26 protein-coding genes are annotated in these 24,498 nt (G+C 69.7%); 13 read left to right on the forward strand and 13 right to left on the reverse strand.

Annotated features, from left to right (window positions below):
- Positions 1–27 precede the first annotated feature (27 nt).
- The 5 genes from ND450_RS37135 to ND450_RS37155 all read left to right on the forward strand — a co-directional run bounded on the left by ND450_RS37135 (position 28) and on the right by ND450_RS37155 (position 5,188).
- On the forward strand, positions 28–852 hold the full coding sequence (locus ND450_RS37135) for a helix-turn-helix transcriptional regulator (protein WP_253322822.1): 825 nt from the start codon (positions 28–30) through the stop codon (positions 850–852).
- The gene (locus tag ND450_RS37140; RefSeq protein WP_253322823.1) at positions 816–2,012 is read left to right on the forward strand and encodes a 5-(carboxyamino)imidazole ribonucleotide synthase; all 1,197 of its coding nucleotides are present in this window, start codon (positions 816–818) and stop codon (positions 2,010–2,012) included. Before ND450_RS37135 ends, ND450_RS37140 begins: the two co-directional genes overlap by 37 nt.
- Entirely contained in the window at positions 2,009–2,497 is a 489-nt protein-coding gene (gene purE, locus ND450_RS37145) for a 5-(carboxyamino)imidazole ribonucleotide mutase (protein WP_256557360.1), read from the forward strand. The genes ND450_RS37140 and purE overlap by 4 nt, the downstream gene beginning before the upstream one ends.
- A 78-nt stretch (positions 2,498–2,575) precedes the next feature.
- Complete coding sequence (locus tag ND450_RS37150; RefSeq protein ID WP_253322824.1) at positions 2,576–3,739, forward strand: acyl-CoA dehydrogenase; 1,164 nt, start codon at positions 2,576–2,578, stop codon at positions 3,737–3,739.
- Positions 3,740–3,856: 117 nt separating this feature from the next.
- Entirely contained in the window at positions 3,857–5,188 is a 1,332-nt protein-coding gene (locus tag ND450_RS37155; protein ID WP_253322825.1) for a hypothetical protein, read from the forward strand.
- Positions 5,189–5,201: 13 nt separating this feature from the next.
- Here ND450_RS37155 and ND450_RS37160 read toward each other — a convergent pair whose 3' ends face one another.
- The 3 genes from ND450_RS37160 to ND450_RS37170 form a co-directional block, all read right to left on the reverse strand.
- Entirely contained in the window at positions 5,202–5,558 is a 357-nt protein-coding gene (locus tag ND450_RS37160) for a hypothetical protein (RefSeq protein ID WP_253322826.1), read from the reverse strand.
- Positions 5,559–5,628: 70 nt separating this feature from the next.
- Entirely contained in the window at positions 5,629–6,108 is a 480-nt protein-coding gene (locus ND450_RS37165; protein ID WP_253322827.1) for an SRPBCC family protein, read from the reverse strand.
- Positions 6,105–6,431, reverse strand: a complete 327-nt coding sequence (locus ND450_RS37170) for a helix-turn-helix transcriptional regulator (protein ID WP_253322828.1) — start codon at positions 6,429–6,431, stop codon at positions 6,105–6,107. Before ND450_RS37170 ends, ND450_RS37165 begins: the two co-directional genes overlap by 4 nt.
- 110 nt (positions 6,432–6,541) lie before the next feature.
- Between ND450_RS37170 and ND450_RS37175 the strand changes: the two genes are divergently transcribed.
- On the forward strand, positions 6,542–7,294 hold the full coding sequence (locus ND450_RS37175; protein WP_253322829.1) for an META domain-containing protein: 753 nt from the start codon (positions 6,542–6,544) through the stop codon (positions 7,292–7,294).
- 124 nt (positions 7,295–7,418) lie between these two features.
- Positions 7,419–7,835 (forward strand): DoxX family protein, encoded by a 417-nt coding sequence (locus ND450_RS37180; RefSeq protein ID WP_089914645.1) that lies wholly within the window; start codon positions 7,419–7,421, stop codon positions 7,833–7,835.
- On the opposite strand, the gene ND450_RS37185 is transcribed toward ND450_RS37180, so the two are convergent.
- From ND450_RS37185 to ND450_RS37195, 3 genes are all read right to left on the reverse strand, one after another.
- On the reverse strand, positions 7,816–8,502 hold the full coding sequence (locus ND450_RS37185) for a TIGR03089 family protein (RefSeq protein WP_253322830.1): 687 nt from the start codon (positions 8,500–8,502) through the stop codon (positions 7,816–7,818). The two genes, ND450_RS37180 and ND450_RS37185, sit on opposite strands and share 20 nt — an antisense overlap.
- A gap of 10 nt (positions 8,503–8,512) precedes the next feature.
- Positions 8,513–9,715, reverse strand: coding sequence for an LCP family protein (locus ND450_RS37190; RefSeq protein WP_253322831.1), 1,203 nt, complete (start codon positions 9,713–9,715; stop codon positions 8,513–8,515).
- 66 nt (positions 9,716–9,781) lie between these two features.
- On the reverse strand, positions 9,782–11,254 hold the full coding sequence (locus ND450_RS37195; protein WP_253322832.1) for an LCP family protein: 1,473 nt from the start codon (positions 11,252–11,254) through the stop codon (positions 9,782–9,784).
- A gap of 195 nt (positions 11,255–11,449) precedes the next feature.
- On the opposite strand from ND450_RS37195, the gene rfbB reads away from it, so the two are divergent.
- Together rfbB and rfbD are read left to right on the forward strand one after the other, a co-directional pair.
- Complete coding sequence (gene rfbB / locus ND450_RS37200; RefSeq protein WP_253322833.1) at positions 11,450–12,436, forward strand: dTDP-glucose 4,6-dehydratase; 987 nt, start codon at positions 11,450–11,452, stop codon at positions 12,434–12,436.
- 3 nt (positions 12,437–12,439) lie between these two features.
- Entirely contained in the window at positions 12,440–13,288 is an 849-nt protein-coding gene (gene rfbD / locus ND450_RS37205) for a dTDP-4-dehydrorhamnose reductase (protein WP_253322834.1), read from the forward strand.
- Positions 13,289–13,493: 205 nt separating this feature from the next.
- Here the strand turns inward: rfbD and ND450_RS37210 are convergent, their stop codons facing one another.
- Genes ND450_RS37210 through ND450_RS37235 form a run of 6 tightly spaced genes read right to left on the reverse strand, consistent with a single transcriptional unit; the run spans position 13,494 to position 19,549 of the window.
- Positions 13,494–13,997, reverse strand: a complete 504-nt coding sequence (locus ND450_RS37210; protein WP_253322835.1) for a DUF6000 family protein — start codon at positions 13,995–13,997, stop codon at positions 13,494–13,496.
- Positions 13,990–15,081, reverse strand: coding sequence for a glycosyltransferase family 1 protein (locus ND450_RS37215; RefSeq protein ID WP_253322836.1), 1,092 nt, complete (start codon positions 15,079–15,081; stop codon positions 13,990–13,992). The genes ND450_RS37210 and ND450_RS37215 overlap by 8 nt, the downstream gene beginning before the upstream one ends.
- Entirely contained in the window at positions 15,082–17,568 is a 2,487-nt protein-coding gene (locus ND450_RS37220; RefSeq protein WP_253322837.1) for a glycosyltransferase, read from the reverse strand.
- Positions 17,569–17,571: 3 nt separating this feature from the next.
- The gene (locus ND450_RS37225) at positions 17,572–18,123 is read right to left on the reverse strand and encodes a hypothetical protein (protein ID WP_253322838.1); all 552 of its coding nucleotides are present in this window, start codon (positions 18,121–18,123) and stop codon (positions 17,572–17,574) included.
- Entirely contained in the window at positions 18,120–18,638 is a 519-nt protein-coding gene (locus tag ND450_RS37230) for a hypothetical protein (RefSeq protein ID WP_253322839.1), read from the reverse strand. The genes ND450_RS37225 and ND450_RS37230 overlap by 4 nt, the downstream gene beginning before the upstream one ends.
- Positions 18,635–19,549, reverse strand: coding sequence for a glycosyltransferase family 2 protein (locus tag ND450_RS37235; protein WP_253322840.1), 915 nt, complete (start codon positions 19,547–19,549; stop codon positions 18,635–18,637). The genes ND450_RS37230 and ND450_RS37235 overlap by 4 nt, the downstream gene beginning before the upstream one ends.
- A 20-nt stretch (positions 19,550–19,569) precedes the next feature.
- Here ND450_RS37235 and ND450_RS37240 point away from each other — a divergent pair, with 20 nt between their 5' ends.
- From ND450_RS37240 to ND450_RS37250, 3 genes are all read left to right on the forward strand, one after another.
- The gene (locus tag ND450_RS37240) at positions 19,570–20,553 is read left to right on the forward strand and encodes a glycosyltransferase family 1 protein (RefSeq protein WP_253322841.1); all 984 of its coding nucleotides are present in this window, start codon (positions 19,570–19,572) and stop codon (positions 20,551–20,553) included.
- A 68-nt stretch (positions 20,554–20,621) separates the two neighbouring features.
- Positions 20,622–21,749, forward strand: a complete 1,128-nt coding sequence (locus ND450_RS37245) for a glycosyltransferase family 1 protein (RefSeq protein WP_089914618.1) — start codon at positions 20,622–20,624, stop codon at positions 21,747–21,749.
- Between the two features lie 26 nt (positions 21,750–21,775).
- Complete coding sequence (locus ND450_RS37250) at positions 21,776–22,627, forward strand: glycosyltransferase family 2 protein (protein WP_253322842.1); 852 nt, start codon at positions 21,776–21,778, stop codon at positions 22,625–22,627.
- A 157-nt stretch (positions 22,628–22,784) separates the two neighbouring features.
- Here the strand turns inward: ND450_RS37250 and ND450_RS37255 are convergent, their stop codons facing one another.
- Positions 22,785–23,159 (reverse strand): hypothetical protein, encoded by a 375-nt coding sequence (locus tag ND450_RS37255; RefSeq protein WP_089914612.1) that lies wholly within the window; start codon positions 23,157–23,159, stop codon positions 22,785–22,787.
- Positions 23,160–23,260: 101 nt separating this feature from the next.
- On the opposite strand from ND450_RS37255, the gene ND450_RS37260 reads away from it, so the two are divergent.
- Positions 23,261–24,328 (forward strand): sugar phosphate nucleotidyltransferase, encoded by a 1,068-nt coding sequence (locus ND450_RS37260; protein WP_253322843.1) that lies wholly within the window; start codon positions 23,261–23,263, stop codon positions 24,326–24,328.
- Positions 24,329–24,498: the final 170 nt, after the last annotated feature.

The raw sequence follows: 24,498 nt of genomic DNA on the forward strand, positions 1-24,498 counted from the left end.
CAGTTGATACGTGGTTACCGTGGTGGCATGCGAGAGATGGCGGACTTCTTGCGCAGCCGTCGTGAACGGATGGCACCGCTGGGCGATGGCCGGCGCCGGACGCCAGGACGTCGTCGTGAGGAGATCGCGGCCGCCGCGGGCATGTCCGTCGACTACTACTCGCGCCTCGAACAGGCCCGTGGGCCGCATCCGTCCGTGTCGGTCCTGAACGGCATCGCGCACGCGTTGGAACTCGACGACGACGAGCGCGCGCACCTGTTCCGGCTGGCAGGCGAGGCCGTGCCGGAGGAGCCCGCCTCCACCGCGGTCCGGCCGGGCGTCCGGTTGCTGCTCGACCGGTTGCGCGACGACCTCGCCGTGGTGATCTCCGACCTCGGCGACGTGCTCGCCGCGACCCCGCGCGCCGAGCTGGTGTTCGGTGACCTCGTCGGCCGCAACCTGCTCAGGCGGTACTTCCTCGGTGACGGGAGCTGGGTGCCGGAGGAGGACCGCGAGGAGGCCGCCCGTTCGCACGTCGCCGACCTGCGCGCGACCCTGGCCCGCAGGTCCGCCGCGGGGCCGTTGGTCGAGGAGCTGATGGCGAGCCCGTTGTTCGCGCGGCTGTGGGCCGAGCACGAGGTGGCGGTGCGCCGTTCGGCCCGCAAACGGCTGCGGCACCCGGTTCTCGGGCTGCTGGAGTTCGACTGCGAGGTGCTCGGCGCACCCGAGCACGACCAGCGGCTGGTGATCCACGTCGCACCCGAGGGCAGCGTCACCGCGCAGAGGCTGGCTCTGCTCGCGACGGTGCCCGAAGCCGCAGGTAGGATGCCTGAACCGTGGACTCTCGTACCCGTCTCCCCGTCGTCGGAATGATCGGCGGCGGGCAGCTCGCCCGCATGACGCACCAGGCCGCGATCCCGCTGGGACAGTCGCTGCGCGTGCTCGCAGTCTCCGAGAACGACCCGGCCGCGCTCGTCGCGCGGGACGTGGTGCTCGGCACCCACACCGACATCGACGCGCTGCGCTCGTTCGCGAAGGGCTGCGAGGTGGTCACGTTCGACCACGAGCACGTGCCCCAGGAGCACCTGCGCGCGCTGGTCACCGAAGGCGTGAAGGTGCACCCCGGCCCGGACGCGCTGCAGTTCGCGCAGGACAAGCTGAAGATGCGCGTGCGGCTGGCCGAGCTGGGGCTGCCGGTGCCGCCGTTCACCGAGGTCCACGACGTCCGCGACGTGCTGAAGTTCGGCGCCGAGCACGGCTGGCCGTGCGTGCTGAAGGCGATCCGCGGCGGTTACGACGGCCGCGGTGTGTGGATGCTGAACACCCCGCAGAGCGCCGAGCGGGTCGTCCCGGAGCTGCTGGAGTCGGGCACGCCGCTGATGGTCGAGCAGTGCGTGCCGATGCGCCGCGAGCTGGCCGCCGTCGTGGCGCGCTCGCCGTTCGGGCAGGGCGCGGCGTGGCCGGTCGTCGAGACCGTGCAGTCCGACGGCATCTGCGTCGAGGTGCTCGCCCCCGCACCGGGCCTGGACGGCGCCGAGGCCCAGGAGCTGGCGCTGAAGGTCGCCGACGCGCTGGGCGTCGTGGGCGTGCTGGCCGTCGAGCTCTTCGAGACCGCGGACGGCGTGGTCGTCAACGAGCTGGCGATGCGCCCCCACAACTCCGGTCACTGGTCGATCGAGGGCGCGCGCACGTCGCAGTTCGAACAGCACCTGCGTGCCGTCCTCGACTACCCGTTGGGCCGCACGGACCTGATGGCGCCCGCCGTCGTGATGGGCAACGTCCTCGGTGCGACCGACACGCCCGCGATGGGCCCCGACGAGCGCGTGCACCACCTGTTCGCCCGGTTCCCGGACGCGCACGTGCACCTGTACGGCAAGGAGGAACGGCCGGGCCGCAAGATCGGCCACGTGACGTTCCTCGGCAACGACATGACCGAGGTCCGCTCGCGCGCACGGCTCGCCGCGGACTGGCTCTCCACGGGCGTCTGGTCAGACGGTTACGACATCCACGGCGAAGAGCGGAGCGCGGAGTGACCCAGGTTGGCGTGATCATGGGCAGTGACTCGGACTGGCCGGTGATGAAGGCGGCCACCGAAGCCCTCGCCGAGTTCGACGTTCCGTTCGAGGTGAGCGTCGTCTCCGCCCACCGCACCGTGCAGCGCATGATCGACTACGCGAACACCGCCGCCTCCCGGGGCCTGCGCGCGATCATCGCCGGAGCCGGCGGCGCCGCCCACCTGCCCGGCATGGTCGCCTCCGCCACGGTGCTCCCGGTGATCGGCGTCCCCGTGCCGCTGAAGTACCTCGACGGCATGGACTCGCTGCTCTCGATCGTGCAGATGCCCGCGGGAATCCCGGTCGCGACCATGGCCATCGGCGGTGCCCGCAACGCCGGCCTGATGGCGGTCCGCATCCTGGCCGCGTCCGACCCGGCCCTGCAGGACCGCATCGCCCGCTTCCAGGCAGAACTCGAGCAGCTCGTACTAGACAAGGACGCGGCGCTGCAGAAGTCCCTCTGAGTGCTCAACAGCACAGGAGCGCGCGACGTGAACGGGCGCTAACATCGTGCCGAGGACTCGCTACTGGGAGGTAACAAGGTGAACCCGAGCTTCGGCACCTATCAGCTCGCCGAGGAGCACGAGGCGCTGCGAGAGGCCGTCCGCTCGCTCGCCGAGAAGGAGATCAAGCCGTACGCGGCCGAGGTCGACGAGAACGAGCGCTTCCCGGTAGAGGCACACAACGCCCTGGTCAAGGCGGGCTTCGCGGCAGTCCACGTGCCCGAGTCCTACGACGGCCAGGGCGCGGACTCCGTCGCCACCTGCATCGTCATCGAGGAGGTGGCCCGCGTCTGCGCGTCCTCGTCCTTGATCCCGGCCGTGAACAAGCTCGGCACGATGCCGATCCTCCTGTCGGCCTCCGACGAGCTGAAGCAGCTCGTCATGCCGTCCATCGCCTCGGGCGAGGCCATGGCCTCCTACGCGCTGTCCGAGCGCGAGGCCGGCTCCGACACGGCCTCGATGCGCACGCGGGCCCTGCTGGATGGAGACCACTGGGTCCTGAACGGCACCAAGTGCTGGATCACGAACGCCGGCGAGTCCACCTGGTACACCGTCATGGCCGTGACGGACCCGCAGGCGCCCAAGAAGTCCCAGGGCATCTCGGCGTTCGTCGTGCACAAGGACGACCCGGGCTTCTCCGTGGGCCCGAAGGAGCGCAAGCTCGGCATCAAGGGCTCGCCGACCCGCGAGATCTACTTCGAGAACTGCACGATTCCCGCTGATCGGATCATCGGCGAGCCGGGTACTGGTTTGAAGACGGCGTTGCGGACTTTGGACCACACGCGTCCGACGATCGGTGCCCAGGCCGTCGGTATCGCGCAGGGTGCTCTCGAGGCCGCGGTCGCGTACGTCAAGGACCGCAAGCAGTTCGGGAAGTCCATTTCGGACTTCCAGGGTGTGCAGTTCATGCTCGCCGACATGGCCATGAAGATCGAGGCTGCTCGGCACATGGTTTATGTCGCTGCTGCTAAGGCCGAGCGCGGGGAGCCGAACATCGGGTTCATCACCGCTGCTGCCAAGTGTTTTGCGTCTGACGTGGCGATGGAGGTCACTACCGACGCGGTGCAGCTGTTCGGTGGGGCCGGGTACACGCGGGACTTCCCCGTTGAGCGGATGATGCGGGACGCGAAGATCACGCAGATCTACGAGGGCACGAACCAGGTGCAGCGCGTCGTGATGTCGCGCGCCGTCCTGAACGGCTGAATCAGCTGGATCACCACTTCGGGTCACGGCCTGGAGGCTCCTGATCTCCATGATCAGGCCGCCTCCAGGCCGTTCGACATTCGTCGAGCGAGTCGGCGGCCATCGCTCAGCCGTGATGTGGGCTGCCACCGGCGAATTGACTGGCCGACATCCATCTGTGACTTGGGTAACACCCAAACGACGTTGTGCGATGACGGTCGCGTGACCACCGCGATGCGAACCGTCAACACCCTGCTCTACCGGACGTTCCGCTTCGTCAGCGAATATCGTTGGACGTTGCTCGGTCTGATCGTGGTCGTGGTGGGTGTCGTCTCCACCTTCGTCGTGATCCCAGTCGGCGTGCTGGTCGTCGAGGCCGTGCTGTCTGTCCTGCTCATCACGCTGGAGGTCCGGAAGAACATGCGGGAGGCGAAGCGAACGGAGTTCCTGCCGAGGACGAACGACGGGTTCGACGACGTGGTGGAGCGCCTGGCGGGGGATGAGAGCGTTCGCGTGCTCGCCACTCCAGCGGGGACCTTCGTTCACGATCGGCATGTCAGCGAACGGATGCGGTCGCCACAGCAGCACGTGCGGCTGGCCAGCAGGGCGTACGTCGTTCCCCCGCAGTTGCAGCCCCATGCCAGGAAGTTCCTGAAGTCCGTGCTGGCAAGGGATTCGCACCGGTTCAACGGACCGGGCGTCGGATGGAACACCAACTTCACCGACCCGACGTGGACGGGGCATGACATCGAAGTGGTCGCAGGCGACCACTTCTGCTTCGTGCAGTCCGACGAGTTGTCAGCGTGGGATGTCGCTGTCGAGGGCAGGGTCCTGCCGGAGTTCGGCCGGGCGCTGTTCATCCGCAGGGACAGCCGGATCCGCGACTTCCGGGACAGCTGGCTGTTCAACCAGATCGGAACGTCGACGATCGCGATCACCAACGACGGCAGACTGGTCGGAACCCTGCAGTCGGCGGCGAACCGCAACAGCCCCAAACTGATGGCCCCCAGCGGTTCTGGAGGCGCCGAGCCTCAGGACTTCAAGAACGAGCAACGCGTTTCGCTGGCGCAGTTCGCCATCGACTCCGCGACTCGGGAACTGACCGAGGAGACCGGCATCAAGCCGGAGGAGATGGCGCAGTCCTACTTCCTCGGATTCGGCCGGTGGCTGGACGCCGCTGGGCGAGGTGAGCTGCTGAGCGTCACCTTCCTGAACATCGACTCCCACGCCGTGAAGCAGAAGCGCATTCAGCGAGCCGAGTCCGTCTTCACCGCGAGAACAGACTCCCTGCGGTTCGCACGACCCATGTCGCAGTGGGATCCCGCATCGCCTGCGGCCATGTTGCCGCCCGAACACCGAGTGCGCATGTCGGTGCCGCTGGGGGCGGCGCTCAGCCTGTTGGCCGAGGAGAGTGTGCGAGCCGGATCGGCCGTGCGTGAACGCTTGCTCCGGCTGCAGATCGGACCGTAGCCGGAACAAGCGATCAAGCCGCCACGCACGTACCGATCGCTTCGCCCACCGCACCCCGAGCTCCCAGCACACAGGTCGACTCCGGGGTGATCGACTTGTCGGCGAACTGCTGCGAGTAGGCGATCGCGACGTTCAACAGCCGCGTAGGACTCCCGCTGTCCCGCGCCGCCTTCACCGCAACAGACCGGGCTTCCTCGGTCGTGCAAGACAGGTCGGTGCCGGCCTCCGAAACCCGCGGCAGCCACAGGGCCTTGGTGCCGGCCGCACAGGGCACCACCTCCCAGCGCGTACCCGGCGCAGCCTGGGCGACGGGAGCGGACAACACGGCGAAGCCGAGCACGACAGCCAAAGCCACGAAGAAACGTCCCATGCTCCCGAACGTAGTCACGCCGGACGCCACGCAAGGGGGAACCGTTGCCACCAAAGGTGACTACGCAGAATCACAGCTCGGCGAGGACCTCGCCCAGCCGCTCGTACGACCGACCGGCACCGTCCGCCATCCCGGTCGCCAGCACCGCGTCACGCGCCTCCTGCGACACCAACGTCATCGTCGAGGTCATGACCGTCCGCCCGTCCTCCTCCACGAACGACACCGTGGTCACGGCCGGCGGGTTGTCCTCGAAGATCTCCGTGTTCACGATCCGGGAGAACGGCGTCACCTCGGTGTACTCGCCGTGCATCTCGAACGCGCCCGACCCGTCCGGCTGGGCCCAGCCGTAGCGCCACTTGCCGCCCACGCGCAGGTCGATCTCGCAGATCGGCATCTCCCAGCCGTCGGGGCCGAGCAGCCAGCGGCGCAGCAGTACCGGGTCGGTGAAAGCCTTCCACACCAACGAAGCCGGCGCGTCGAACGTGCGCGTCATCGCGATCTCGGTGTCGGACGGGAGGGTGACGGTGGTTCCGAACTTGACGGTGCTCATCGCTCGTTCTCCTTCATCTCGGTCAAGAGCTCGTCCAGGCGTGCGTAGCTCGCATCCCAGAAGCGGCGGTAGTTCTCGGCCCACACAGCGACCTCCTTGAGGGGTGTCGCGTCGAGTTGGCAGGGGCGCCACTGGGCCTCCCTGCCTCGGGTGATCAGGCCTGCCTTCTCCAGCACGCGCAGGTGTTTGGAGATCGCCGGGCCGCTCATGTCGAACGGCTCGGAGAGCTCCTTCACCGTTGCCGGGCCCTCGGTGAGCCGCGCGAGGATCGCCCGGCGGGTCGGGTCCGCCAGTGCGGCGAAGGTGGCGCTCAGCTGGTCCATCTCTTACCTAACCACTTGGTTATCTAACCTCGTGGTTAAGTACAGCGATCGAGGGCTCGGATGTCAACCCCTGAGGCAACCGCAGGCGCACGGCGTTCCGTCCTAGCCGCATGAGCACCCGAATCGCCTTCGTCGCCCTGCTGCTGGTCGCGACGGGCTGCGGCAGTCCGTCCACGGGCGCCGATCTCAAGGGCAAGGTGTACGTGTCCGAGTCCGTCACCGAGAACGGCAAGCCGCGCGCCTTGGTCGAGGGCACGAACGTGGAGCTCAGGTTCACCGACGACGGCAGGCTCCTCGCCCACGCCGGCTGCAACCAGATGCAGGGGCCGGTGAGCCTCGACGGCGGCAAGCTCTCCGTGGCGGAGCTCGGCGTCACGGCCATGGGCTGTCCCAAGCCCGAGCTGCACGAGCAGGACACGTGGCTCACGAAGCTGATCGAGGCGAAACCGTCCTGGAAGCTCGACGGTGCGAACCTCGTGGTCACCGGGCCGGGTGAGGAGATCGTGCTCGCGCCCGAGCAGCCCGCCTCGCTGGAGGGCACCTGGACGGTCGACGGCCTGGTCACGAAGGACGCCGCCTCGTCCGTTCCCGCGGGGGTGAAGGCCACGGTCTCCTTCCGCAGCGGCAACCTGAGCATCGACACCGGCTGCAACTTCAAGGGCGGGGACCGGCCGTACGCGCTGTCCGGCCAGGTCATCAAGGCCGAGCTCGGGCCCGTCACCGACATGGCGTGCGGTGACACCAACGAGGTCGAGACCGCCCTCATGCAGGCATTTTCCAGCGGCGGGCCGACCTACGAGATCGATCGCAACACGCTGACCCTGACCGGTCAGGACGGGTCAGGCGTCACGCTCAAGAAGTAGCGGACCTGCGAACCTAAGGACTCCCTGTTGGATTCCTGTCGAAATCATGAGGTCGTTCAAATCTGCACTAGTTTTGGTTCGAGGTTGAACGACCGCAGATCGACAGGATCGGGGAGCAAGAAACATGGTCAAGGACATCGCCGCACTCATCGGACGGATCGCCGTCGGCGTCGTGTTCGTCGCGCACGGCTGGCAGAAGTTCACCGAGTTCGGCATGGCGGGCACCGCCGGGTCGTTCGACAAGATGGGCGTGCCGCTGCCGACGCTGTCCGCGTGGTTCGCCGCGACCGTCGAGCTCGCCGGGGGCCTCGCGCTGATCGCCGGCCTCGCGCTGCCGGTCGCCGGTGTCCTGCTCGCCGCCAACATGCTCGGCGCGTGGCTGCTCGTCCACCTGCCGAACGGCCTGATCGGCGAGGGTGGTGCCGAACTGGTGGTCGTGCTCGGCGCGGCCGCCCTCGCGCTCGGCTTCAACGGTGGTGCCTACGCGCTGGACCGCGTGCTGTTCAAGAACAACAAGGTGCTCAACCCAGTTGCCGCGTGACCTTCTCGCTGTCCCGGCGCGCGGCCAGCAGGCCCGCGTCGGGATTGCTCACCTGCACGAGTGAGCCGCCGGCCGCGAGCACGGCCAGAAAGCCTTGCAGCACACCGGAAGGCGAGTCCCACTCCAGAGTGGACAGCACGCGCGGTTCGGTGCCGAGCCCTTCGCCCAGCGAACGGGCGGAAGCCACCACTTCATCCACAGTGGACTCGCCCAGGGCGGGCGTGGAGCCGGGAACCGGTTCCCACGGCATGAAGTCGTCGCCGTGCACGCGCACGTCGTCGGCGTAGTCGACCGGGGCGCCGGAGCCCAGGCCCATGGGGTGCAGCGAGGCCACGGCCACGACGTCCGCCTCCGCCGTGCCGCCGGGCGGGACGACGGCGACCTTCGCGCCGGAGTAGTCGGCCCCGACGACGCGGGCACCGCACCACCAGGCGCCGAGCAGCAGGCCCACGGTCTGCCAGTGCGCGGGCAGCAGCACCGCCACCGGGTCACCCGGCTCGACGTCGTGCTCGTCGCGCAGCCAGTTCGCCGTCTTCGCGGCCCAGTTCTTCACAGTCGCGCGCGACAGCTCGATCCGCGTGCCCGCCGCGTCGTCGTAGTGCGTGATCAGCGGACGACCCGGGTCGGCCTTGAGCAACGGCGTGAAGAGGACCTCGGTGACGCTCACGCGGTGACTCCTAGTCGACGCAGGGCACATCTTGCCGCGCTGCCACGGCGTGCGCGCCGTCCAGCGACAGCAGCTTTTCAGGACCGAACCGCGACGGCTCGACCGGGGTGCTGCTGGAGGGCGCGGTCGTCGACGGCGCGGGGGGCGCGGTCTCGCCGATCAGCTGGGCCACCCACGCCTTCACGGCCTCGCGGTCGACCGTCACGACGCTCTGCCCGCGCTCGTTGCGGGCGTCGATGCTCGTCACCGGGATCGTGGCGAACTCCACGTTGCCCGACGCGAGGCCCTGCGCCTGCGCCGCCAGCGTCGCGATGTCGAGGTTCTGGTCCACCACAACGGACTTCGACACCGCGTCGAGCAGCCCGCTCATCTTCGCCGGGTCGGTGAACGTACCCGCGGACAGCAGTTGCTTCATCGCCTGCGACATGAACACCTGCTGCCGCGTGATGCGGCCCAGGTCACCACCGGGCATGTTCCGCTGCCGCACGAACGACAGCGCGTCCCCGCCCGAGATCGTCTGCGGACCCGCGCGGAAGTTCGCGCCGGAGTTCGGGTCCGACGTGCCGGTCTTCAGGCACACCTGCACGCCACCGATCACCTCGGTGAGCAGGTAGAACCCGTAGAGGTTGATCTCCGCGTAGTGGTCGACGCGCATGCCCGTCAGGTCCTGCACCGCCTGCACCAGCGCCTTGCGCCCCGCCTCGTCGGACCTGCGCTCGCGCTCCTGCTGGTCGCTCACGCCCTCGGCCTGCAGCCGCTCAGCGGTCAGGTATTTCACCGCGCCGTACGCGGCGTTGATCTTGTCCTCGCGGAAGCCGGCGATCGGGAGGTACGTGTCACGCGGGATCGAGATGGCGCTGGCCTTGCCGCCGTTGCGGGGCACGCGCATCACGATGATCGTGTCCGTGTTCACCGTGTCGGTGCCCTCGGTGCGCAACTTGCGCAGCACGTCCGCGGGAAGCGGCCTGCCCTGAGCGTCCGTGCGGCTGTCGCTGCCCACCAGGAGGATGTCGATCGCGCCGTCCTCGACGGGCGGCGAGTTCGGGATGTCGTCCAGCACCTGGAGGATCTGCGTGGTGTTGGTGTTCTGCTTGACCAGGCGCAGAGCGGTCCAGAAGTAGCCGGAGAAGGCCAGCGTCGTCACGGCGACCAGCGCGATCACCACACGGCCTGTGACCCGTGCGGCTTTCCTCGCGCGTGCGGCAGTGCTCAACGTCGCCCTCCGTGTACTGGATCTGGTCTCTCAGCGTAACTATCGCGACCGCGTTACGCCGGGGATTCAGTTCACGCAGACGAGTCCACCCGCTGTGATCTTCGGGGTGCTGCTCGTGCTCGGGGCGGGCGACGTGCCGGGAACGCCCTGGGGGTCGACCTCCTCGCCGTCGTCGGGCGTGGAGTAGTCCGCGCCGACGAAGACCTGGATCTGTCCCTTTCGGACGGACGCGTCCTCCTCGACCGCCACGTTCTGGCCGAGCTCCGCCGCCACCTTGCGGGCGGAGCCCTCCTCACCGGGTCCGTACCGGACCACCGTGGTGTCGCTGTTCTGCTGCGCCGACGCGACGTTGCCGCGCAGGAAGCCCTTGGCGGTCAACGCGGTCATCACGTCACCGGCGAGGCCCTGCACGCCCGCGGCGTTGAAGACCTGCACGGTGATCGAGGAGTTCGGCGGCGCCGGGAGGGTGGTGGTGACCGTCGGGGAGTTGCTCGCCGAGCTCTTGTCCGCCGCCAGGTCGGTGAGGAACTTGCGCACCTGCGCGGGGTTCACCGGCAGCACGTTGCCGTCGCTGTAGGTGTCCGTGGGGTCGCCCACCGGGATCGTCTTGAACTCGAAGTTGCCGCCGACGAGGCCCTGCATCTGCTCGGCGAACGTCGTGATGTCCCAGCCCGAGCTGAGGATCACCGACTTCTGCACGGCCCCGACCAGCCCGCTGAGCTTGGACGGGTCGGTCAGCGTGCCGCTCGACAGCACCTTCTTCGCGAGGGCACCGATGAACGCCTGCTGGCGCACGACCCTGTCCAGGTCGCCGTTCGGCAGGTTCTTGCGCTGGCGCACGAACGACAGCGCGGCCGCGCCCTCGATGGTCTGCTGGCCCGCCTGGAAGTTCGCGCCGGAGTCGCGGTCGGAGGTGGCCTCGTTCAGGCACACCTCGACGCCGCCGATGGCCTTGGTGACCTCGTAGAAGCTCGCCAGGTTGACCTCGGCGTAGCGGTCGATGCGCACCTGGTTGCCGGACAGGCCCTCGATCGTCTTGATCAGCGTCTTGCGGCCGGCGGCCATCGACTCGGTGCGGATGCGCGCCTCGTCGGTCACGCCCTGTGCCCGCAGTTCCTGGTCGACGGTGTTGCGCTGGCGGGCGAACGCCGAGTTGAGCTTGTGCTTGCCGAAACCGTCCGCCATCTCGACGTAGGAGTCGCGGGGGAACGAGATCGCGACCGCGCGCGTGCCGTCGACCGGGATGTGCACGAGGATCATCGTGTCGGTGTTCTGCTCGCCGTCGGCGATGCCGCCGTTGAGCATGGCCAGCACTTCCTTCGACAGCGGGTTGCCCTGCGCGTCGGTGCGGCTGTCCATGCCCACCAGCAGGATGTCGACCGCGCCGTCGAGCGGCTTGGGCCCCTGCTCGGTGAGCTCCTGCGGGATGACCTCGGTCTTGACGATGCCCTCGTTCGCCGTGCGCAGCTGGTTCCAGCCGTACGACGTGATGAGGAGCACAGCGGTCGAGACGAGGGCCACGAAGATCTTCCCCGTCACCAGGAAAGCGCGAAGGGCCGCGGATGGCCGGTTTCCGACCACTCCGACCGGCAGGCTTCTGCCTCCCACGACCGTTTCCTCCCCCACGACCAAGAGTTTAGTTCTTTATAAGTCAGACGACGTGACGTTGCTGTGGGTTGCAGCGATTGGTTACGTGACAGACTGCGAGCGGGGTACACCACGGGAGGAATGGGTATGCGCGTACTGGTGACGGGTGGGGCCGGGTTCATCGGCTCGCACTACGTGCGGGAGTTGGTGAGCGGGTCGTACCCGGCGTTCGCCGGTGCCGAAGTGGTGGTGCTCGACAAGCTCACGTACGCGGGCAGTGAGACGAACCTCGCACCGGTCGCGGGCAAGTTCGAGTTCGTCCGGGGCGACATCTGCGACGCCGCCGTGGTCGCCGAGCAGATGCGCGGCATCGACGTCGTGGTGCACTTCGCGGCCGAGTCGCACGTCGACAGGTCCATCACCGGTTCCGCGGACTTCGTGCTGACGAACGTCCTCGGCACCCAAACGCTGCTGCAGGGCGCCCTGAACGCCGGCGTGAAGCGGTTCGTGCACGTCTCCACGGACGAGGTCTACGGCTCGATCGAGACCGGTTCCTGGACCGAGACGCACGTCCTCGAACCGAACTCGCCCTATTCCGCCTCGAAGGCCTCTTCCGACCTCCTGGCGCGCGCGTTCCACCGCACGCACGGCCTTCCGGTGAGCATCACACGGTGCTCGAACAATTACGGGCCGTATCAGTTCCCCGAAAAGGTGATCCCGCTCTTCGTCACGAATCTGATCGACGGCGGGAAGGTGCCGCTCTACGGCGACGGACTGAACGTCCGCGACTGGCTGCACGTCGCCGACCACTGCCGCGGCATCCAGCTCGTCGCCGAGGGCGGCCGGCCGGGGGAGATCTACAACATCGGTGGCGGCACCGAGCTCACCAACCGCGAGCTCACCGAGAAGCTGCTGGCCGCCACAGGCCGTGACTGGTCGGCCGTGGAGCCGGTGCAGGACCGCAAGGGCCACGACCGCCGCTACTCGGTGGACATCTCCAAGATCGCTTCCGAGCTCGGCTACGCGCCGCAGGTCGACTTCGCCGTCGGCCTCGCCGACACCGTCGAGTGGTACCGCGAGAACCGCGCCTGGTGGGAGCCGCTCAAGGAGCGCGCGGCGCTGGAGAAGGGCTGACCCGTGATCCTCGTTCCCGGCGGTCGTGGCCAGCTCGGCCACGACCTCGCAGCCCTGTCCTCCGACGTCCGCGCGCTGTCGTCGGCCGAGCTGGACGTGACGAAGGTGACGGCCGCCGACCTGGCCGGTGCCACCGCGGTGATCAACTGCGCCGCGTACACCGCCGTCGACGCGGCCGAGACCGACGAGGACCGCGCGTTCGCGGTCAACGCCGTCGGCCCCGGCCTGCTCGCGGAAGCCTGTGCCTCCCTGGGCATTCCGATGATCCACGTCTCCACGGACTACGTGTTCTCCGGCGAGGGCACGCGACCGTACGAGACTTCGGACGCGGTCGGCCCGAAGTCCGCCTACGGCCGCACCAAGCTCGAAGGCGAACGCCGCGTGCTGGAGGCGGGCGGTTACGTCGTGCGCACCTCGTGGGTGTACGGCGCGGGCGGCTCGAACTTCGTGAAGACGATGGCGGCACTGGAGTCCTCGCGGCCGACTGTGTCCGTTGTGGACGATCAGACCGGCTCGCCGACGTGGACGCGCGACCTCGCCGCGGGCCTGCTCGAACTGGCCTCGGTCCTGCCGTCCCAGCGACTGCTGCACGCGACCGGCGGCGGCGAGACGACGTGGTTCCGGTTCGCCCAGGCCGTTTTCTCCGAGATCGGCGCCGATCCCGCCCGCGTGCTGCCGTGCGGCACGGACGAGTTCCCGCGCCCGGCCCCGCGACCCGCCTACTCGGTGCTGTCGGGCGCCGCGTGGGCAGCGGCGGGACTGCGCCCGTTGCCGCACTGGCGAAGCGCCCTTTCGGAGGCGGTGCGCGCGGGAGTGGTGGCTCCGAGTGCCGGTGCTGCGCCATTGGAGTGACCGGTCTGGCACCGCAGTTCCGATTGCGGGAGCCTGGTCGGCATGTTCGATTCCGGGCGCGAACCGCGGCGACCCGCGACAACGGATTCCGATCGGCAGCGCTTCCTCAAGTGCGTTGCGGTTGTCACGGGCTCGCGGCAGGTGTCGCTGAGCCAGCTCGACAAGCACTCGCCGAGGCCGCACTCTCGGTGATCACGTTGGGGCGTCAGGACTTCCTGGCGCCCACCAGCGAGACCAGCCTGCAGATCGTCTCGTGCTCCGAGTCCGCCGGGCCGTAGGCCACCCCGCGCACGGGGTCGATGAACATCAACGCGCCCAACGCCCACGGCTGTTCGTACCGCTCCGAAGTGCGCAGCCACCGGTCGAGGAAGGCGGCGAGCCAGTCCGCGTCGGCCTCCTCGCCGAACGCGGCCAGCGCGAAGCAGTAGCCCTGCCCGGCGTAGATGTGGTCGCTCGCGAGGAGCAGTGCTCCGATCGTGTCCCGGAGCGCGGTGCGCCTGCCGAACCCGGCGAGGTAGGTGCCGACGATCCTGTCGCGCCAGTTGCTGTAGGTCAGCAGCGACTCGATCTCGGCGTCCGTCATGTCCGCCGCCTGCTCGGTGATCCGGGCCACGAACCCGTCGAGGTCGGCGTCGTACAGGAAGTTCGCGTGCAGCACCCGCCCGTAGACCTCGACCACGTAGAGCTCAGCCGCGGAGCGCTCAGCCACGGCTGCGCCGATACGCCTCGACCGTCTTCTCCGCGCACCGCCGCCAGGTGAACCCGGCCGCGTGCGCCCGCCGTTCCGACTGCGCCTCCGGAGTCGACGGCGCCGCAACGGCTTCGGCCATCCCCGCCGCCAGCGCCTCGACGTCCCCGACCGGCACGTGCAGCGCGTGCCCACCGGCGACCTCGCGCAACGCGGGCACGTCCGAGCACACGACGGGCACGCTGCAGGCCAGCGCTTCCAGCACCGGCAGCCCGAAACCCTCGTCCCGCGACGGCAGCACCAGCGCGGACGCCCCGGCCACCACCGAACGCAGGTGCACGTCCGACAGGTAGCCGGTCCGCAGCACCCGGCCGTCCACACCGGACCGCCCAGGTCCGACGATCACCAGCGGTGGCAGCGACGGGTCGGACGCGTGCGCCTTGGTCAGGTACTCCAGTCCCTTGCGCGGGCCGTCCGCCCCGACGAACAGCAGGTACTCCGACGGCAGCCCGAGGCGCCCGCGCAACGTCGGAGACGGGGGGCGGGACGCGAACCACGCGGGGTCGACGCCCAGCGGCGTCACGACGATCTTGTCCAGCGGTACGGAGAACCGGTCCGCCACCACGGAGGCGACGGCCGCGGTCGGCGTGCAGATCACGTCCGCGCGCTGGGCCGACAGGCGCACGAGCTCGGGCAGCCTGCGGTCCGACGGCGGCAGGTCGCCGGGCGCGTCCAGGAACGCGAGGTCGTGGATCGTGACGACCTTGCCCGCCCGCACGGTCGGCGGCAGCACGAAGTTGGTGCCGTGCATGACGTCGGTGAACCCGGCCAGCATCTCGACCGGGGGGAACGGGGCGCGCAGCCACATCTGACGCAACGCCCGTGCCGCCACGGGCAGGCCGCGTGCCGTCACGTCGTGCGGCAGCACCGTCCGCAACGCGCGCCAGCCGCGCAACGTGAACGCCACCGCCCGCACGTCCACGTCGTCGGACATCGACGCGAGCTCCTCGGCCAGGGCCGCCGTGTAGCGGCCGATGCCGGTGCGGTGTCCGAGCAGGGGGGTGCCGTCGAGCAGCACCTTGAGGGGTTTCGGGGATCTCGCCATCTACCTACCGCCACGCGCGATCTTGCGCAGACGCCCCGTCGCCCGCTTGGCCAACTCGGTCGGGCCACCCGCGTCCAGGTACTCGCGCACCAGCAGCAGGTCCCGCTTCACCTTGTCCGCCGTGCTCAGCCCCGGTGTGCGCACCAGGGGGGCCGAGCCGGGCAGACGGTCCGCGGCGGGCCTGGGGTTGCGGCAGAACTCGGCCAGGGGCGCGAGAGCCGTCTCCCAGGTGAACCGCTCGCGCACGACGGCGATGCGCTCGCGGCACGCGGCCGCGAACTCCTCGTCGTAGAGCACCTTCTCCAACGCGTCGGCCAGCGCCACCGGGTCCTCCGGGGGCACGACGACGCCCAACCTCTCCCGCTCCACCAGGTCCGCGAACGAGTCGCCGGACGTGGTGACGATCGGCAGCCCCGCCCACAGGTAGTCGAGCACCCGCGTGCGGAACGCGAACGTGGTCTCCACGTGCTCGTAGTGCGTGGTGACACCGCAGTCCGCGTCGAGCAGCCAGTTCTGCCGCTCGTTGTACGGCACCCACCCGTCGTTGAAGAACACGTTCTCACCGGTCAGCCCCAGCTTCGCGGACAACGCCCGCGTCCGGCCGGCGATGTCCATGTCCGGGACCTCGGGGTTCGGGTGCTTCATGCCGAGGAAGTACAGCTTCGCGGACGGCTGCCGCCTGCGCAGGTGGTCCACCGCCTCGATCAGCGACAGCGGGTCGAACCAGCTGTAGACGCCACCGGCCCAGATCACGACCTTGTCGGCGTCCGTGACGCCCGGCACCACGTCCTTGATCGCCGGACCGGTGCGCTGCGGCGGCTTGCCCGACAGTCCGAAGGGGACGATCCCGAGCAGCGACTGCGTCGTGGGGTCGTTGTCGTACAACGCGGGCGTGAGCCGGCCGAGCGCGGCCAGGTGGCCGAGCCAGAAGTGCCGCTGCCGTTCCGAGGCGCACAGGAAGAAGTCGCCTCGTTCGAGCTGGGTGTTGAGCACCTTGGTGACGGCCTCGATGTCGAGGGCGCGCTTGTCGTCCGCGTTGTCCTTGCCCTGCTCCAGCAGTTCCAGGTGCATCGGGTCGTACATGTCGCAGACGACGATCTTGGTCGACGACTGCTTCTTCACGTCGCCCGCCATCTCGAGCGCGTGGCCCTGCAGCACGACCACGTCCGCCCACTCGACGTGCGCCGGCAGTTCCTTCTGCCGGGCGCGTTCGACGGCGAACGGGGCGTCGGGCGGCGCGCACAGCGGGTTCGTCGTGACGAGCCGGACCTGGTGCTCGCCGGACAGCACGTCCGCCATGTGCCAGGCGCGGATCGCGGGACCCGCCATCCGGTCGGAGATCGCGTCACCGGTGATCACGAGGATCTTGCGCGGCTTGCCGAACACGTCGTCGAGGCCCAGCACGTCCACGAGGATGTCGTGCGCGGCGAGGTAGCGCGGCAAGGGATATGCGGGCTCCAACGCCTTGCGCATCAACGGGACCAGGTCGACGTCCGACATCCGGCGCGCGGCCTGTTCCTTCTTGCGCGACTCGGCGAGCGACGGCATCGCCTCGACGAACTGGTCGATCGCGAGGAACCCGGCGAGCGCCTCGCGCGACACCCCGACGGGCTCGCGGTCGGAGGCGGGATCGGTCGGGCGGCGGGTGATCTCCAGCTGCGTGGGATCGATCTCACCGCGGGCCGTCGCCCGGCGCACGCACAGCGCGAGCGCGGCCGGCAGCACCTTCGCGAGCGTCTCGTCGGAGAAGTTCTTGTACAGCGACATGAGCGCGTTGCGCTCGAGCAGGTACAGCTCGCGGCTGTGGTCGATCGACTTCATCGACGCGTGGTGGCGGTGGAACGTGAGCGACGCCGGTTCGTAGCGGACCCGCCAGCCCCGCAGGTTGAGCCGCCAGCCGAGGTCGACGTCCTCGTAGAACATGAAGAACCGCTCGTCGAACCCGCCGAGCTGCTTGTAGACCTCGGTCCGGACGAACATCGCCGACCCGGTGCCGAACAGCACGTCCTTCGGGCCGTCGTGGCTGCCGTCGTCGTCCTGGCCCGCGTGCCGCTTGTAGCCCATGCCGAACCACGTCAGCCCGCCGTCGACGAAGTCGATCTTCTCGCCGTCCCAGTCGAGGACCTTGCTCGCGACCGAGGCGACCGCCGGTTCGGTGTGGAAGACCCTGATCGCGGCCTTGATCCAGTTCCGGTCCGCGCGGGCGTCGTTGTTGAGGAACGCGAGGATCCCGCCCGTGGCGTGCTCGACGCCGAGGTTGCAGCCGCCCGCGAAGCCGAGGTTCCGCTCGGAGGTGACGATCTTGACGCCGGGCAGCGCCGCCTTCAGCCGTGCGGTGTCGTGCGCCTCGTTGTCGACGACGATCACTTCGAGCAGCTCGGCCGGGTGGTCCACCTCGGCCAGCCCGCGCACGCAGGTGATGGTGTCGTCCGCGCCCTTGTAGTTCACGACGACGACGGACACGACGGGCAGTGAGGCTCGATCCACGCGCTAAGCCTGCCTCATCACTCTGCGCGCCCGCAGTGTGGTTGCACAGATCAACAGCAAGACGACGGCAAGAGGCACCCCGAACACCCACTCGCCGGACCAGTCGTTGCGCTCGGCGAACAGCGGCCGCATCACCGGGTGCCGCAGGACGGTGGCCGGTCCCGGCTGCACCTTCTTGTCCTGCTCACCCCGCACGACGATGCGCAGCTCGGCGCCGTCCGGGCAGGTCACGCGGTGCGCGAACACCGGGTTGTCCGGCCCCGGCACGTCCTCGACGCTCGTGACCGCGCAGGTCTGGGGCGTGGCGAGCACGTCCATCAGCGCGCGGTGACCGTCGCCGACGAGCACCGCCGTGCCGGGGATCACGACCATGAAGGCGGGCAGCACGAGCCACGCCGGCCCGAGCTTGCCGACGCCCCACGCGAACGCGAGCGACAGCAGGCAGCACGGCAACAGCACCGCGAGCTCGAACTGCTCGGGCACGACGGCTCCCAGCACGACCGCGGTGGCGACGGCGGCGAGCCCGATCACGATGAGTGGTGCTGGCCGCCTCACGGTTGCTTCCCGAGCAACCGCGCGACCGGAACGAGGAGGATCATCGCTCCGGAGACGCCTGTGACCACCAGGAGGTTCCACCGGCTGTCGTCCGCCCACAGCGGCAGCAGGGGCGCACCCACCACGACCTGCGCCTGATCGGTCTTCAGCCGGTCGTTCCAGTCCCGGTCGAGCTCGGCCTCGCCGCTGGGGCAGGCCAGCACGTAGTCGACGCGGGGGTACTTGGCGAACGGGTGCTCGTCCTTGGAGGTGACCGTGCACTGCTCGACCTGCCCGGTGCGGTGCATCAGCACGCTGTGGACGCCGTGCAGCAGCAGGAACGGGGTGACGAGGCCGAGCACGAACGCGGGCAGCGCGATCCACTTGCGCTGGGACAGGCCGCTGACGCCCAGGGCGTAGGCGAGGCCGCCGAGCAGGGCGACGAACACCAGTCCGTAGGTGAGCGTGATCGACGCGCCGATGCCGAGCACGAGCGCCGCGACGCCGCCGAACGTCAACAGCCACGCCGTTCTCATCTGCCCGCCCAGTCCTGCCACACCTGCCTGCGCGAGGTCCTGGTCCTGATCCGCAGCCGCTGCACCAGCGTCACCGGCAGCCTGAGCAGCACCTCGCCCAGCACCCGCGCCCGCAGCCCGACCCGGAAGTTCGCGGCGTCCGGGACGTCCTTGCGCAGCGGCAGCAGCGCCGTGATCACCAGGAACCGGGCGAGCTGGGTGAGCGCCACGCCGGCAGGGGCGCACCTCAGCAGCATCAGCAACCGGTTGCGCTCGTTCCAGCGGTGGAAGAGCACCGAACCCGGCCGGGTGGTGGCGCCGTGCTTGTGCCGGACCCGCGCCGGTCCGACCGAGATCACCCGGTGCCCGGCCAGCCGCAGTCGCCAGGCCGTGTCGGTGTCCTCGTAGTAGCAGAAGAAGCTCGCCGGCACGCCTCCCGCGGCCTTGAGCTCCGCCGTCCGCAGGAGCGCCGCCCCGCCGCAGAACCCGAACACCTCGCGCCCGGCGAGCACGACGTCCCTGCCGTGGCCGTCCGCCGTCAGCGCCACGCCGACGGACTGCGTCGAGCCGTCCGTGAGCAGCATCGACGAGGTGGCGGCGGCCGCGGCCGGGTCGGCTTCGAGAGCGCTCTCAAGTTCAGCGAGCCACGACGGGTGCGGTGCCGCGTCGTCGTTGAGCCACGCGACGTACGGGGTGTCGACCCGGTCGAGGACGGCGGCGAGCCCGCCCGCGTAGCCGCGGTTGCGGGGGAGCCGCACGACCTCGTGCCCACCGGGGTGTGCGCTGATCAGCTCGGCCGTGCCGTCGTCGGACGCGTTGTCGACGATGATCGTCCTGTGTGGACTCTTCTGGGCCCTGAGGGCGTCCAGGCACGCCGTGATGTGGTCACGGCCCCGCCACGTCACGACCACCACGGTGCTGACTGCCGACACGGCGTGAGACGGTACGCGACGTGCCCGAGCTGGTAGTGCTGACCGAGCAACTCAACGCCCCGATCCCCGGCGGCACCGGCCGCTACACGGCGGAGCTGTTGCGCGCGTTGAGGGAGAACGCGCCGGACGGCTGGTCCGTCGTGACGGCGGCGACGGCGAACGCCGACCGCGTGATCAGGCTGCCGCGCCGGGCGCTGGTGGCGTTGTGGGAGCGCGGTCTCCCACCGAGGCTCGGCCGGCACGTGCACGCCCCGACGCCGCTCGCGCCGTTGCCCGGCGCGGTCGTCACCGTGCACGACGTGGTGCCGTGGACGCACCCGGAGACGCTGACCCCGCGCGGGGTCGCCTGGCACCGCAAGGTGATCGCCAGGGCGGCCCGGGAGGCACGCGCTCTGGTGGTCCCCACACAGGCCGTGGCATCTCAATTGGCAAATTGTGTGCACGTGGAAATTCCGGTCCACGTGGTGCCGAACGGAGTCACGCGACTGGTCGGTTCGCCCGCAACCGATCTGCCCCCTTCGTACGTGCTCGCCATCGGGACGGTCGAGCCGCGCAAGGGTTTCGACCTGCTGGTGCGGGCGACGGAACGGCTGGAGGTGCCGCTGGTCGTGGTCGGTCCCCAGGGGTGGGGCGGCGTCGACCTGCGCGCGCCGCACGTGACGTTGCTCGGCAGGGTGTCGGACGCGCGGCTCGCCTCGGTGCTGGCGGGGGCGTCCGTGCTGGCAGCACCCAGTCTGGCCGAGGGTTTCGGCCTGCCGGTGCTGGAGGCGATGGCCGCGGGCGTCCCCGTCGTGCACTCCGACGACCCGGCGCTGGTCGAGGTGGCGGGCGGCGCCGGAACCGTGGTGCGGCGCGGCGACCTGGCGTCGTTGACGGAAGGACTGAGGGCCGTCATAGCCGATCCTCATCACACCGTCGAGGCCGGTATCACTCGGGCGAGTGAGTTCACCTGGGCAAAGACAGCGCAGGGTGTCTGGGGCGCCCACGCTGTACAGCCGGATTAGCGCATTCCCGCTAAACGCAAAAGCAAATGACATTACGCTAGCTGATCGTGGCCAATGTCGAACCCAGCGTGCTGATCGACGCCACCGCGATCCCCGCAGACCGTGGTGGTGTCGGCCGTTACGTGGATTCGCTCGTCGCCGCGCTCGACGCCGACGGATCCAGACTCTCCGTCGTCTGCCAGCCGCGCGACGAGGAGCTGTTCAGCAAGATCGCCCCGAACGCCCGCGTGGTCAGGGCCGCGGACGCCGTCGCCACCAGGACGGCCCGTCTGGCCTGGGAGCAGACGACGCTGCCCCGCCTGATCCGGACGCTCGGCGTCGACGTGGTGCACTCCCCGCACTACACGCTTCCGTTGGCGGGCAAGGCCGCCTCGGTCGTGACGCTGCACGACGCCACGTTCTTCACCGACCCGGTGCTGCACTCCTCAGTGAAGGCCCGCTTCTTCCGCGCCTGGACGAGGGCGTCGCTGCGGCGCGCTGACCTGTGCGTGGTCCCGTCCCAGGCCACCGCCGACGAACTGGTCCGCGTGGCCGGCGCCGAACGCCGCGTCCTGCACATCGCCCAGCACGGCGTGGACACCGAACGCTTCCACCCGCCGTCCCCGGACGAGGTCCTGGCCGTCCGCCGCACGCTGGCGCTGGGGGACACGCCCTACGTCGCGTTCCTGGGAGCCCTGGAACCGCGCAAGAACGTCCCGGCGCTGATCCGCGGCTTCGCCCAGGCGATGGTGGGCCGCTCCGACCCGCCCGCCCTGGTCCTGGCGGGCCAGCCGGGCTGGGACAGCCAGGTCGAACGGGCCCTCGACTCCGTGCCGCACCGCATCCGCGTGATCCGCGCGGGCTACCTGCCGTTCGAACAGCTCGCGGGCTTCCTGGGCGGCGCCGAACTGGTCGCGTACCCGTCGCTCGGCGAGGGCTTCGGCCTGCCCGTGCTGGAAGCCATGGCCTGCGGCGCGTGCGTCCTCACCACCCGCCGCCTCTCCCTGCCGGAGGTGGGCGGCGAGGCCGTCGCGTACTGCGGCGTGGGCGCCGGCGACATCGCCGCGGCCATCGCGGACCTCCTGGACGACCCGGCCCGCCGCTCCGCCCTGGCCGCCTCGGGGCAGCAGCGCGCCAAGGACTTCTCGTGGGCGGTCAGCGCCGACCGCCACCGCCTGGCCTACGAGCGAGCGGCACTGGTGCGCCGCCGTAGGTGAAGCGGGGCGGCGCTAGGGTGGCGCGCGTGAACTACGGCGACGGACTTGGTGTCGTGACGGTCACGTACTCGCCGGGCGAGACGCTGGCTCCCTTTGTGGACACCCTCGAGAAGGCCACCTCCCGTCCGGTGCAGGTGATCCTCGCCGACAACGGGTCCACCGACGGCGTTCCGGAGGAGCTCGCGGCCGCGCGGGAGAACGTGACGTTCGTCCCCACCGGCGGCAACCTCGGCTACGGCGGCGGCGCCAACCGCGGCGTCGCGGCACTGGGACCCGACGTCGGCTGGATCCTGATCTCCAACCCGGACATCGAGTTCGCCCCGGGCAGCGTCGACGCGTTGATCGCGGCCGCCGAGCGGTGGCCGCGGGGCGGGATGTTCGGCCCGCTGATCCGCGAGCCCAGCGGTGAGGTCTACCCGTCGGCCCGGCTGCTGCCCTCGATCGGGCGCGGGGTGGGGCACGCGGTGTTCGGCCCCGTGTGGAAGTCGAACCCCTGGACCCGCGCGTACCGGCAGGAGACCGAGCCGGTGGAGCGGACGGCCGGGTGGTTGTCCGGGTCGTGCTTCCTGATGCGGCGCGAGGCTTTCGACTCGGTCTCGGGGTTCGACGAGCGGTACTTCATGTACTTCGAGGACGTCGACCTCGGGGAGCGGGTCGGGGCCGCCGGGTGGTTGAACGTCTACGTGCCCGAGGCCGAGGTGGTCCACATCGGCGGGCACTCGACGGCTCGGTCTTCGGATCGGATGCTTCGGGAGCACCACCGGAGTGCTTACCGGTACCTGGCTGATCGGTACACCGGGGTGGTGTGGGCGCCGTTCCGTGCTGTGTTGAAGGCCGGGTTGGCGTTGCGGGTGTGGGCTGTGACCCGGAAGTCCTGAGTTCGTCGGGTGGCTGGGGCTGTGCCCCAGACCCCGCCGATCTGATCAAAACCGACGCCGATTGCGGGTGACCCGACTCCACGGGGTCCCCCTGCGTCAGCCTGCCGCTAGCCCTGCGGCGCCAACCAGTGCAGCCTCAACGCTCGCGTGCCGCGACTCACATGTCGCCGCTGAGCCGCTGCGACAGCGTGTTCCGCTTCTGCTGGTGGTGCGACACCGTCGGGATCAGGCCCGGCTGCACGACCTGTGTGATCTCCGCGTCGTCCGCCGGCGCCTGCTGCGCGGGCAGCGGCTGCGTCGGCATGGGAGCGCCCGGCGCCTGGTGCGGTCGCTGCTGACCCATCTGGGCGGGCGACAGGATCATCGTCGAGTCCGGGTCGCGGCGCGGGTCCACGGCGTTGACCAGCGCGCGAGGGATCTGCTGCGTGTCGGAGGCGTCCATCGGGGACGTCATGTTGTCCGGCGTCACGATGTTCCGCCCACGTGCGCGGGCGCGGGCGAGCAAGGCGTCGGCCCGGTCGCGGGGGTCCATGTCGGATTTAGCTCCTTGCCGGGACCAGATCCCGTATGACGATCTGCTTCGTGTCAGAGTATTCCGTCGAACGGCTCGCTGTAACGCGGAGGAGGAAAAAGGTGCACGGCGTCGAAGCTGTGGTGCTGGTCGGGGGCAAGGGCACCCGCCTTCGCCCGCTGACCCTGTCCGCCCCCAAGCCCATGCTCCCGACGGCGGGGGTGCCATTTTTGACGCACCTGCTGTCCCGGATCAAGGAGGCCGGCATCACGCACGTGGTGCTCGGGACCAGTTACAAGGCCGAGGTGTTCGAGGAGTACTTCGGGGACGGGTCGCGGCTCGGGCTGGAGCTCGAGTACGTGGTGGAAGAGGTGCCGCTGGACACGGCGGGCGCGATTCGGAACGTGGCCGACAAGCTGCGTGAACGCGATGTGATGGTGTTCAACGGCGACATCCTGTCGGGCGTCGACCTGACGGGGATCGTCGACACGCACCGCGAGCACGAGGCGGACGTGACGCTGCACCTGGTGAAGGTGGCGGACCCGCGTGCGTTCGGCTGCGTGCCGACGGACGAGGAGGGGCGCGTGCAGGCGTTCCTGGAGAAGACGGAGAACCCGCCGACGGACCAGATCAACGCCGGTTGTTACGTGTTCCGGCGTGAGGTGATCGACGCGATTCCCGCCGGGCGGCCGGTGTCGGTGGAGCGCGAGACGTTCCCCGGGCTGCTCGAGGCGGGCAAGAGGTTGCAGGGGCACGTGGACGCCACGTACTGGCTCGACCTCGGCAAGCCGGAGGCGTTCGTGCAGGGGTCCGCGGACCTCGTGCGGGGCGTTGCTCCGTCTGCCGCAGTTGCACAGCCTGGCGACTACTTGGTGCTCGAAGGCTCTGCTGTGCACGAAGGTGCCACGGTCAAGGGCGGCAGCACGGTCGGTGCGAACTGCACCGTCGCTGAAGGTGCTGTGCTCGATGGCGCGATTCTGTTCGACGGCGCCGTTGTCGGTGAGGGTGCCGTGGTGGAGCGTTCGATCGTGGGTGCCGGTGCGCTCGTGCAGGCCGGTGCGGTTCTCAGGGACGCCGTGGTCGGCGACTCCGCGGTGATCGGCGCGCGGTGTGAGCTGATCGGGGGAGCGCGGGTCTGGCCGGGTGTGGTGCTGCCCGAGGCCAGCGTGCGCTTCTCGACGGATGCCTAGTGGCGTGACTCAAAACGTGGACGGTGAATCCGCGCCCAGCGGGGCGCAGCGCGGCACCGCCCCCACGCCCCCGTACAACCAGTACGAGGACGTGGGGGCGGCACCGCGCTGCGCCCGTCCGACCACGAATTCGCTCGGCAACGTTTCGAGCCGCGCCACTAGCAGAGCCT

Source organism: Lentzea sp. HUAS12 (genome assembly GCF_024125735.1).
Taxonomy (GTDB): domain Bacteria; phylum Actinomycetota; class Actinomycetes; order Mycobacteriales; family Pseudonocardiaceae; genus Lentzea; species Lentzea albida.

Bases quoted from the DNA above. Each gene is read 5' to 3' on its own strand.
- rfbB (WP_253322833.1), top strand. From the start codon at position 11,450: ATGCGCGTACTGGTGACGGGTGGGGCCGGGTTCATCGGCTCGCACTAC.
- ND450_RS37160 (WP_253322826.1), bottom strand. From the start codon at position 5,558: ATGGGACGTTTCTTCGTGGCTTTGGCTGTCGTGCTCGGCTTCGCCGTG.
- ND450_RS37215 (WP_253322836.1), bottom strand. From the start codon at position 15,081: ATGGCGAGATCCCCGAAACCCCTCAAGGTGCTGCTCGACGGCACCCCC.
- ND450_RS37170 (WP_253322828.1), bottom strand. From the start codon at position 6,431: ATGGACCAGCTGAGCGCCACCTTCGCCGCACTGGCGGACCCGACCCGC.
- ND450_RS37180 (WP_089914645.1), top strand. From the start codon at position 7,419: ATGGTCAAGGACATCGCCGCACTCATCGGACGGATCGCCGTCGGCGTC.
- ND450_RS37135 (WP_253322822.1), top strand. From the start codon at position 28: ATGCGAGAGATGGCGGACTTCTTGCGCAGCCGTCGTGAACGGATGGCA.
- ND450_RS37230 (WP_253322839.1), bottom strand. From the start codon at position 18,638: ATGAGAACGGCGTGGCTGTTGACGTTCGGCGGCGTCGCGGCGCTCGTG.
- ND450_RS37175 (WP_253322829.1), top strand. From the start codon at position 6,542: ATGAGCACCCGAATCGCCTTCGTCGCCCTGCTGCTGGTCGCGACGGGC.
- ND450_RS37165 (WP_253322827.1), bottom strand. From the start codon at position 6,108: ATGAGCACCGTCAAGTTCGGAACCACCGTCACCCTCCCGTCCGACACC.
- ND450_RS37255 (WP_089914612.1), bottom strand. From the start codon at position 23,159: ATGGACCCCCGCGACCGGGCCGACGCCTTGCTCGCCCGCGCCCGCGCA.